The sequence below is a fragment of the Megasphaera sp. DJF_B143 genome (genome assembly GCF_900320625.1).
Taxonomy (GTDB): domain Bacteria; phylum Bacillota; class Negativicutes; order Veillonellales; family Megasphaeraceae; genus Megasphaera; species Megasphaera hexanoica.
The window spans coordinates 1-10,921 of record NZ_ONTA01000279.1 but is presented as its reverse complement, the minus strand read 5'-3'; the positions used below and the strand labels follow the sequence as shown (position 1 = coordinate 10,921).

The 10,921-nt window shown below is 46.8% G+C and carries 10 protein-coding genes; all 10 read right to left on the bottom strand.

What is annotated here, in order from left to right; genetic code table 11:
• On the bottom strand, window positions 1-190 hold a 190-nt coding region (locus DBO31_RS08185), incomplete at its 3' end, for an IreB family regulatory phosphoprotein (RefSeq protein WP_150824901.1).
• Between the two features lie 34 nt (window positions 191-224).
• Window positions 225-2,825 (bottom strand): alanine--tRNA ligase, encoded by a 2,601-nt coding sequence (gene alaS / locus DBO31_RS08180; RefSeq protein ID WP_200817503.1) that lies wholly within the window; start codon window positions 2,823-2,825, stop codon window positions 225-227.
• Between the two features lie 116 nt (window positions 2,826-2,941).
• Window positions 2,942-3,607: an NlpC/P60 family protein gene (locus DBO31_RS08175; protein WP_234995441.1), complete on the bottom strand. Its 666-nt coding sequence runs from the start codon at window positions 3,605-3,607 to the stop codon at window positions 2,942-2,944.
• A 123-nt stretch (window positions 3,608-3,730) separates the two neighbouring features.
• The gene (locus DBO31_RS08170) at window positions 3,731-4,660 is read right to left on the bottom strand and encodes a glycosyltransferase family 2 protein (RefSeq protein WP_059076933.1); all 930 of its coding nucleotides are present in this window, start codon (window positions 4,658-4,660) and stop codon (window positions 3,731-3,733) included.
• A 79-nt stretch (window positions 4,661-4,739) separates the two neighbouring features.
• Window positions 4,740-5,063, bottom strand: a complete 324-nt coding sequence (gene trxA, locus DBO31_RS08165) for a thioredoxin (RefSeq protein ID WP_070807759.1) — start codon at window positions 5,061-5,063, stop codon at window positions 4,740-4,742.
• Between the two features lie 144 nt (window positions 5,064-5,207).
• Complete coding sequence (gene yihA, locus DBO31_RS08160; RefSeq protein WP_059076932.1) at window positions 5,208-5,840, bottom strand: ribosome biogenesis GTP-binding protein YihA/YsxC; 633 nt, start codon at window positions 5,838-5,840, stop codon at window positions 5,208-5,210.
• Window positions 5,840-8,152, bottom strand: a complete 2,313-nt coding sequence (gene lon / locus DBO31_RS08155; protein ID WP_113855003.1) for an endopeptidase La — start codon at window positions 8,150-8,152, stop codon at window positions 5,840-5,842. Before lon ends, yihA begins: the two co-directional genes overlap by 1 nt.
• A gap of 115 nt (window positions 8,153-8,267) precedes the next feature.
• Window positions 8,268-9,494, bottom strand: coding sequence for an ATP-dependent Clp protease ATP-binding subunit ClpX (gene clpX / locus DBO31_RS08150; RefSeq protein ID WP_059076931.1), 1,227 nt, complete (start codon window positions 9,492-9,494; stop codon window positions 8,268-8,270).
• Window positions 9,495-9,515: 21 nt separating this feature from the next.
• Window positions 9,516-10,124, bottom strand: a complete 609-nt coding sequence (gene clpP / locus DBO31_RS08145; protein ID WP_150824899.1) for an ATP-dependent Clp endopeptidase proteolytic subunit ClpP — start codon at window positions 10,122-10,124, stop codon at window positions 9,516-9,518.
• 20 nt (window positions 10,125-10,144) lie between these two features.
• On the bottom strand, window positions 10,145-10,921 hold a 777-nt coding region (tig, locus tag DBO31_RS08140; protein WP_150824898.1), incomplete at its 5' end, for a trigger factor.

The following is a 10,921-nucleotide window of genomic DNA, read 5'->3' as shown; positions in this document are numbered from 1 at the left end:
TATTACTGCGAGCATTATTATGACTCGTAATGTACGTGGGATCGCCAGAAAGGAGATATCCAACAATCTGATTAATAGGATTATACCCTTTCTCTTCCAGAGCGTGGTACACGTCTTCCAAAATCATGGAAGCAACGGTCTGTTCCTCATTTCTGTTTTTTACGATCATCGTTTCATCACTAATTGCCATGTTTGTCACATCCTTTATTTATGATGGCAGGACATCATCCCAGTAGATTCTTGACCATGTCTTTACCTGCCTGAAGTGCCGCATCAACCTGTTCAGGCTGTTTACCGCCAGCTTGTGCCATATCAGGGCGGCCACCGCCATTTCCGCCAGCAGCCTGGGCTGCCGCCTTAATGATTTTTCCAGCATGAAGGCCCTTTTTCGTATCGCCTTTATCTACTTTGCAGACAAACTGCACTTTGCCATCCGCTACGGAAGCCAGGAGAACTACGCCATGACCCGACTTAGCCAGTACTGTATCTGCCAGTTCACGCAGACTATCCATCGAATCGGCCTGGGCAGCTGCCGCAATGACAGGAATGCCTTCTATTTCTTCCCGGCTGGCTAAAATCGCATCAAGATTGGAAAGGGCAGCATCTTTTTTAAGTTGCTGCAATTCTTTTTCCGTGTCTTTAAGCTGCCCCAGGAGATGACCTACTTTTACTGCTACATCGTCAGCCTTGACTTTCAATAAAGCCGCCAGATTGCGGATGACTGCTTCATCGGTTTTGGCTTTTTCAAGAGCTGCTGCCCCCGTAACGGCTTCTATGCGGCGTACTCCTGTTCCTGTACCTGTTTCAGAAAGAATCCGGAAGGAGCCGATGACAGCCGTGTTGGTTACATGGGATCCACCACACAATTCACAGCTGAAATCACCGACTGAAACGACACGTACCCGATTCCCATACTTTTCGCCAAATAATGCCATGGCACCTTTTTCTTTTGCTTCTTGCAAGGCCATTTCTTCAATAGTAACCGGTACATTTTTCAATATTTCTTCATTGACCAGTGCTTCTACTTTTTCCAGTTCTTCTGCTGAAACGGGGGAGAAGTTTGTGAAATCAAAACGCAGATGTTCCGGCGTTACCAGCGAGCCAGCCTGATTGACATGATTCCCCAGAACCTTTCGCAGTGCAGCCTGGAGCAGGTGCGTCGCCGTATGATTACGGGCAATTGCCAGGTTCCGTGCTTTATCTACAGTGATATCTACGGCATCGCCAGTCTGGATCTGACCTTCTGCTACCGATGCGATAAGATATACCAGGCCATTAGGCAATGCCTTGGCATCTGTTACGCGCACCGATCCTTCCGGGGCTTTTAATATCCCCGTATCGCCGAGCTGGCCTCCTCCTTCAGCATGGAACGGATTAGAATCAAGAATAATCGTAACTTCTTCTCCATCCCCGGCCTGCTGCACTTCTACCCCTTCCCGGCCAATCATGACAATATGTCCGTTTACGGCTTCCGCATCATTTATCAGAATATCCTGATCAAGTTTTGTCGTATCCGGTACGGCTACCTTTGCTGATACTTTCGTACGGGCAGCACGGGCACGTTCCTGCTGTTCTTTCATGGCTTTTTTAAAGCCTTCCATGTCGAGCGTATATCCTTTTTCTGCAGCAATTTCTTCCGTTAATTCAACAGGGAAGCCAAACGTATCGTAAAGTTTAAACACTTCACTGCCCGCAAGGATTTTCGTGTCATTAGCTTCTTCCATCATCTGATGCAACAAGTCCAGTCCCTGTGCCAGAGTAGCGCTGAACTGGCGTTCTTCCGTATCGATGACTCTTTTAATAAGGCTTTCATATTGTTTAAGTTCCGGATACTCTACGCCGAGGATATCTATAACCGTATCGACGAGAGAGCTGAGGAACAGATGGTCAATTCCCAGGAGCCGGCCGTAACGGACTGCCCGGCGGAGAATACGGCGAAGTACATAGCCACGCCCTTCATTGCTCGGAAGGATGCCATCACTGATCATCACCGTAATAGCCCGGATATGGTCAGCAATGACTTTCATGGCCATTTTCTGATCAGGCTGGGAATAATCACCACCACTGATTGCAATGACTTTTTCGATAATAGGGAATATCAGATCGGTTTCAAAATTCGATTCTTTCTGCTGGATGACGGAAGCCAGCCGTTCCAGTCCACAGCCTGTATCAATATTTTTCTTGGCCAGCGGTTCATATTTCCCATCTTTTGTACGATTATACTGGGTAAAGACAAGATTCCAAATTTCCAGATACCGGTCGCAATCACAGCCTACAGTACAGGTCGGTTTGCCACAGCCCCGTTCCGGACCAAGGTCATAGAAAATTTCACTGTCCGGACCACAGGGACCTTCACCGATTTCCCAGAAATTATCGTCAAATTTGAAAATGCGTTCATCAGCCAGGCCAATCATATTATGCCAATAATCATACGCTTCTTTATCGTCCGGATAAATAGTTACATACAACTTATCCGGGTCCAGTTCGATAACCTTCGTGAGAAATTCCCAGGCCCAGGAAATAGCTTCTTTCTTGAAGTAGTCGCCAAAGGAAAAGTTGCCGAGCATTTCAAAAAACGTATGATGGCGGGCAGTACGGCCTACATTATCTATATCATCTGTACGGATACATTTCTGACTCGTCGTAACCCGGTAAGAAGGCGGTACGAGTTTACCTGTAAAATACGGTTTTAACGGGGCCATACCAGCACCGATGAGCAACAGGCTCGGGTCGTTTTCCGGGATCAGGGGAAAACTGTGCAAAATCAGATGCTGTTTACTTTTGAAAAATTCCAGATAGGCTTTACGGATTTCATTTCCCGTCATATACTTCATAATTTCAAACACTCCCTCAGTCTTAGCTTTTGGTATGACTCAGATTATACGCTTTTTACTTCCCGTTGGGCAACCTTTTTGCCATAAAAGAGCTAGTAGATTTATTTTCAGCGTACTCGTCTGGCTCCCACATAACGGGAAGCCCAATAGCTGCTATCCATACTGTCAATGCGGATGCCGCCACTGCTCGTAGCACTGATAAACTGATTATCGCCGACATAAATACCTGCATGAGAGGCACCTGGCTCATACGTCGAAAAGAAAACGAGATCGCCAGGAATCAGTTCGCTTCGTGATACAGTCGAACCGATACGGTATTGTTCATCAGCCATACGAGGCAGATGGATACCATTATGTGAAAAAACATACCGTGTAAACCCTGAGCAATCGAATCCGCTCGGTGTGTTTCCTCCAAAAACATATGGCACACCTACATATTTATTGGCCGTCGATACTAAGCGGTCTCCCACTACATCATGACTTGTAAACTTTTTGATTTTGGAATACTCTTTATAATTCCGATTGCTCGGATATTTCGTTTTCATGGCAACCGTTTCTGACTTTGCCTTTTCAGCCCGTTTAGCTTCGCTTTTTGGCATCGATGAACCTAAAAGCTTCTTGTAGGTCTTACTATCGACAATGCCATCCATATCCAGTCCTTTATCTGCCTGAAATCGTTGTACTGCCCGGGCCGTTTCATTTCCATAAATGCCGTCTGTGCCAATGGGGTATCCGTATTTCACAAGCTGTTTCTGTATCTTCAGGACCTGCACACCCCGGTCACCTATGTTATATGCACCGGCAGGCAGAATAACTGCCGAAAAAAGTAGCGTGAATACTAGTAAACGATGTACCATATGCCTCATATAAACACCTCTCAAAATAACGCCATTTCTTTAAGGCCGCTTCTTATGTCCTAACTCAGCCCGCAGCCAGTATAAAGGACGCTGCTTGACTTCTTCGAAGATACGTCCGATATATTCGCCAATGACACCTAAAAAAATAAGTTGCAATCCGCCTACGAGACAAACCATAATCGTCGTAGTTGTCCATCCCGGAGCTGCTGTTCCCGTCAGATGACTGTACAGAGCATGAACAATCATGACAATACTCAGCAGACCGCTCAAAAGACCGGCATAAAAGGAAATACGAAGAGGTGTCTTTGAAAAAGCAGTAATACCGTCCAGAGCAAAATGCAGCATTTTGCGGCCGGAGAATTTCGATTTTCCCGCAAAACGGCGGGGAGCGACGAAATCAATGGTAGTCTGCTTATAACCGATATCCCCCATCATGCCCCGGATAAACCGGTCATGTTCACGAAACAGCCGGAACGTGTTCAGCACTCTCCGGTCGATGAGACGGAAATCTGATCCGCCGGGAGTAATATGGACGGGAGAAAGAGCGTTCAGCAGAATATAATACCACTTAGATGTCAGCCGCTTTAAAAACCCGGCATCATCGGTTCCCTTGCGCACGGTCTGAACAACGTCGAATCCTTCCCGCCATTTCTGCACCAGATCAGGAATCATGGCTGGCGGATGCTGCATATCACCATCCATAGTAATGATAGCATCCCCCTGGGCATAATCCATACCGCACGTAATAGCGAGCTGATGCCCAAAATTCCGTGCCAGTATCAGCGCACGGACATGATCATCTTGTTCGGTCAGCCGGCTGAGAATAAGGGGCGTCGTATCTTTGGACCCATCATCGACAAAAATAAGTTCATAATCCATATCCAGGTTTTGTATTGCTTTTGTCGCCTCTTCATAAAACTTTTCAATATTTAACTGTTCATTGAATACGGGAACGACAACAGATAACATTTTTTTTTCTTCTAAATTAAATAAGCTCACTCTTAATTATACCATCCTAACGTTTTTACTGTCAAAACAGGGGTCGTTTTCAGACGAGTGTTGCCAAAAATTTTCTGATTTCATCTTCTGACGCATATCCGATTATCCGTTTGACGGGTTTGCCATCTTTAAAGAAAAGCAATGTCGGAATCGCCATAATATCGTATTTTTCTGCCAGGCTGTGAAATGCATCCACATTGACCCGTACCACTTCCACTTGATTTTCAAAAGCTTCAGCAGCCCGCTGTATCTCAGCACGTATCATTTTGCAGGGCTCGCACCAGGGCGCCCAGAAATCGACGATTACGACTCCCTTTTTGTGCAGGACACGCAAGGTAAATGCCGACTCATTGTCGAGTGAAACAATGGCCATAAAAGGTCCCTCCTATAAAACGCTATACAAAACCACTCTCATTATAGCAGAAAGCAGTGTTTCTTTCCAGCCCGTATGAGACAGGATGACAAAAGGCCGGATATCTTTCATCTTGTCTGAATGATATCCGGTCTTTCGTGTTAATCAGTCATCTGTAACGGCTTCATAGATAGTATGCAGTACGTCATTGCGCCCTTCCTGTTTCAGCGAAGAATACGCAATGGGCGGGAAAGCCGTCGGGAACAGTTTCTGTATCTGCGCCAGATTGCGAACCCGTTCGTTTTTCTTCAGTTTATCCGCTTTCGTTGCTATGATCTGCAGAGGAACTTCGTTATCGGCCAGCCATGTATAGGCCTCCCTGTCAATAGGAAGGTCCGGATGGCGCAGATCGACAAGCAGGAAGAGCAGGTGAAGGTTAGGTGAGGATGTAATATATTCGCCGATAAAATGACTCCACAACTGCCGGTTCCTGCCACCAGTACGGGCATATCCGTATCCGGGAAGATCGACAAAGTAAAGTTGCCGGCGCGTTTCCTCCTCCTCTGTTTTTTCCTGAAGGAGTACCTGAAAATAATTGATGGTCTGTGTCTTACCGGGAGCGCCGCTCACCCGCGCAAGGCCGCGGTGCTGGCACAATGAATTGATCAGACTGGATTTCCCCACATTAGATCGGCCTAAAAAGGCAATTTCCGGAATATTTCCCTGGGGATACTGATCCGCCCGTACGGCCGATGATTTATAAGCCGGGCGTATGATCTGCAGGCTGCCATGGTCCATTATGGCGTCACCAGTGCCTGACTGAGCACTTCATCCATATGATGAACAAAAACGAACTGCACGTCCTTCTTGACAGTCTGGGGGACATCGGCCATATCACGTTTGTTTTCTTCCGGCAAAAGGATCTTATGAATGCCCGCCCGATGGGCTGCAATTACTTTTTCCTTTATACCTCCTACGGGAAGTACCGTCCCGCGCAATGTGATTTCACCAGTCATGGCAAGATCATGATGTACCTTGCGTCCCGTAAGTGCTGAAGCGATAGCCGTAGCCATAGTGATACCCGCTGACGGTCCGTCCTTGGGAACAGCTCCTTCCGGCAGGTGAATGTGAATGTCTGTCGTAGCATAGAAGTCAGGAGCCAGTCCCAATTCGTCTGCCCGGCTGCGGATATACGTCATGCCGGCTTCTGCTGATTCTTTCATGACATCACCCAGCTGACCTGTCAAAAGAAGGCTGCCCTTTCCCTTGACTGCTGCCGCTTCTGTTTCCAGGACTTCTCCCCCTACCTGTGTCCAGGCCATACCGGTTACGCGGCCGACTTCATCAGTCTTGCAGACTTCTGTCGGGAGGAATTTGGCCGGGCCAAGAATTTTTTCGAGGTTCCGTACCGTTACAGTGAGCGGCTTATCTTCTTCCAGGAGCAGGGACTTACCTACTTTGCGGCAGACTGTACCAATCGTCTTTTCCAGCGTACGTACCCCTGATTCACGGGTATAATCCTGGATAATATGGCGCAGTACGGCATCGCTGAACTTGGCCTGTCCCGGCTGGAGACCATTTTCCTTCAGCTGTTTCGGTACCAGATAGCGTTTGGCAATCTGTAATTTTTCTTCCTCTGTATAACTGGTAAATTCAATGACCTCCATGCGATCCAGCAATGGCCGGGGAATATCACTGATGACATTGGCCGTCGTAATCCAGAGGACTTTAGAAAGATCAAAAGGCACTTCGATAAAATGGTCGCTGAAAGTATTATTTTGTTCCGGATCCAAGACTTCCAGCAGAGCCGATGACGGATCACCGCGCATATCCGATGTCATTTTATCAATTTCATCAAGCAGGAACACCGGATTTTTCGTTCCTGCTTGTTTCATGCCGGCGATGATACGTCCCGGAAGAGCCCCGATATACGTACGGCGATGACCGCGTATTTCTGCTTCATCACGTACGCCGCCGAGAGAAATACGGACATACTTGCGGTTCATGGACCGGGCGATAGACCGGGCGATGCTCGTTTTACCTGTTCCGGGAGGTCCTACAAAACAAAGGATGGGGCCTTTAAGACTTTTTGTCAGTTGACGGACAGCAAGATATTCGATGATCCGGTCTTTTATCTTCGTAAGTCCATAATGATCTTCGTCCAGAATCTGCTGAGCCAGACTAAGATCCAGGCGGTCTTTTGTTTCCTTTTTCCATGGCAGTTCCATCATCCAGTCAAGATAGGAACGGATGATGGCAGATTCCGCCATCATCGGCGGCATTGAATCGAGACGGTCTACTTCTTTCAGCATGACATCTTCGATTTCTTTATTCAGTTTCATCTTGCGGATTTTTTCCCGCAATTCTTCTACTTCCGTATCCTTATCGTATTTGTCCCCAAGTTCTTTGTGGATCGCTTTAATTTTCTCACGGAGATAATATTCTTTCTGCTGCTGGTCCATTTTGCCACGGACTTCCATATTGAGTTTTGACTCAAGGCTGGCAATATCGACTTCCGTATCAAGAAGCCCGCATACACGGCGCATACGCTGGCTGACATCGTAGATTTCCAGCATCTGCTGACGCGCAACCAGCCGAAGTGGAAGCTGAGCCGCTATAAAATCGGCCAGAGTTCCGGCATCCTGTATGGCTTCTGCTTTCTCTTTCAGCTCGTCATTACCTTTTAAATTGTCGAGCCAGTCCGTAAATCGATGCAGCATCAGACGGCGTAGTGCCTCATTTTCATTGGATCCGGTATATTCATCCTGTATTTTTACAGCCGCCACTTCCGTATAGTTTTTTTTATCCGCATATCCCCGTATTTCAACGCGGGATATGCCATCTGCCAGGATGCGTACAATACCACCGGGAAGACGGAGAAGCTGCTGAATTTTCACCAGCGTACCAATCTGATAAATCCCATCAAAGCCGGGGTTTTCTTCATCCTCATCCAACTGCGCCGAAACGATCATCAACCGGTCGTGTTCCATTGCATAATCGACAGCAGCCAGTGATTTTTCTCTGCCAATATCTATATTACTGAGCAATTTAGGAAAAACTACAATGCCCCGGAGCGGGACAAACGGCAAGGTTAAAATCGAATTGTCCATAATACTCACCTTCTCGCTTACAAATATTCACTATTTTGGTATTCTTAAAATGGAAAAATAACACTCATTCCCTGCAAGGAAGAAATGAGTGTTATCAACTAAACATATCTGTTTCCTATGCTGTTATGAGCTTAGGTTCTGCGCCGCTTGTAACGCAGTCAGCCGTGACAATGCACTCACGGACATCCTTACGGCTAGGCACATCAAACATGACATTGAGCATGATACGTTCAATAATGGAACGCAGCCCACGGGCACCTGTATTACGGCGCATTGCTTCTTTAGCAATAGCCCGCAGAGCATCATCTTTAAATGTCAGAGCGACATGATCCATTTCCAGCATCTTTTGATATTGCTTGACAAGCGCATTTTTAGGTTCTGTAAGAATGTGTACCATGGCATCTTCATCGAGCGGGTCTAATGTAACCAGGATGGGAAGACGGCCGACTAATTCGGGAATCAGCCCGAACTTCTGCAAATCTGCCGGAATAATTTCTTTCAGCAATGTTTCCATGGATTTTTCATTTTTAGAATGGATTTCTGCGCCAAACCCCATGTTTTTATCTGATGTACGGTTGAGGATAGTCTTATCAATACCATCGAAAGCCCCTCCGCATATGAAGAGAATATTCGTCGTATCGATCTGCAACATTTCCTGATGCGGATGTTTACGTCCTCCCTGAGGCGGGACACCGGCAACGGTTCCTTCCAGTATCTTCAGCAATGCCTGCTGTACTCCTTCACCGGATACATCACGGGTAATAGACGGGTTTTCCGATTTACGGGCAATCTTATCTATTTCATCGATATATATGATACCCCGTTCGGCTTTTGCAATGTCATAATCTGCTGCCTGAATCAGCTTGAGCAGGCAGTTTTCAACATCTTCACCGACATAACCGGCTTCGGTGAGGCTTGTCGCATCAGCTATGGCAAAGGGCACTTCCAGAAGACGGGCCAGAGTCTGTGCCAGCAATGTTTTGCCACTGCCTGTAGGCCCGACCATGATGATGTTGGACTTCTGTAATTCCACATCATCATCGACATCATTCGACTGAAGCCGTTTATAGTGGTTATATACTGCGACAGACAATGTCTTTTTCGCTGCGTCCTGCCCGATGACATACTCATCAAGGGTTTTCTTGATTTCATGAGGCGTCGGCAGTTCCTTCAATTGAAACTCCGGAGATTCTTCCTTTGTTTCTTCCTCCAGAATATGCTGCGCGACATTAATACATTCATCACAAATATATACGCCTGGACCAGATATCAGTTTCTGGACTTCATTCTGGGTACGGCCACAGAAACTGCATCTCGGTTCATCTGTTCTGTCTCTATCCACGTATTCCTCCTATAGCAGCCATTACTTGCCTGCCTGGTCATCTTTCGGACGGGCCAGTATGTCATCAATCAGGCCATATGCTTTTGCTTCTTCGGCCGTCATGAAATTATCTCTTTCCGTGTCTTTCTGGATGACGTCAAGCGGCTGCCCCGTATGCAGAGATAATAAGCCATTCAATTCTTTGCGCATGCGCAGGATTTCACGGGCGTGAATTTCGATTTCCGTCGCCTGACCCTGCACGCCGCCTAAAGGCTGGTGAATCATAATCTGTGAGTGGGGCAGGGCAAACCGTTTGCCCTTAGCCCCGGCCGTCAGCAGAACAGAAGCCATGCTGGCAGCAGAACCTACACAAATAGTCGAAACATCCGGCTTAATGTACTGCATCGTATCATAAATAGCCATGCCGGCAGTAACGACACCACCAGGGCTGTTGATATACAAATGGATATCCTTGTCAGGATTTTCAGCTTCCAGGAAAAGGAGCTGGGCAATTACAATATTGGCCGTCACATCTTCAATGGGGCCGCCGAGAAAAATAATGCGGTCTTTCAGGAGCCGGGAGTAAATATCATAACTCCGTTCGCCCTGACTCGATTGTTCAACGACCATCGGTACATATGCCATTTTCATAATGACTACACCTCGCGTTCTTACGCTTCCGGTTCTTCCGCTTTAACCTGTTCTACTTGTGGTTCTTCCGCTTTTTCTTCTTTAGCGTTCGTATCGATTGCATTCTTCAGGATGAAGCTGGCAGCCTTTTTACGGCCGACGGACTGAACGAGCATGGGAACGCGTCTTTCCTTAATGATAATCTTGTATACTTCTTTCGGATCAGCACCGAAGTTCTGAGCCATCGTAAAGATTTCAGCCTGGAGATCGATATCCTTGACTTCGATATTTTCTGCTTTGGCAACTGCTTCCAGTACCAGATCCATTTTGACGTTTTCGGACGCCGGCTGACGATACTGTTCTTTCAATTTGTCCATATCCGTATTGGTGTATTTGAGATAATCGTCAAGGGACATGTTCTGAGTTTCCAGGCGCATAGCCATTTCATCGATCATCTGATCGACTTTCGTATCCACCATGACATCGGGGATATCGACTTCTGCATTATCGACAGCTGCTTTGAGGACATCGGAATTAAACTTTTCTACAGCCTGGAAGTGAGCCTGTGATTCCAGCCGTTTGCGGATATCTTCCTTCAGTGCGTCGAGAGTGTCAAATTTGCCGGCTTCTTTTGCAAATTCATCATCAATGGCCGGAACTTCACTGCGTTTTACATCATTGACCTTAACAGCGAATACAGCTTCTTTGCCAGCCAGTTTCTTTTCAAAATAATCTTCCGGGAATGTCACTTTGACATCCTTTTCATCGCCGGCTTTTAAACCGATGAGCTGATCTTCAAATCCGGGAATGAAACTGCC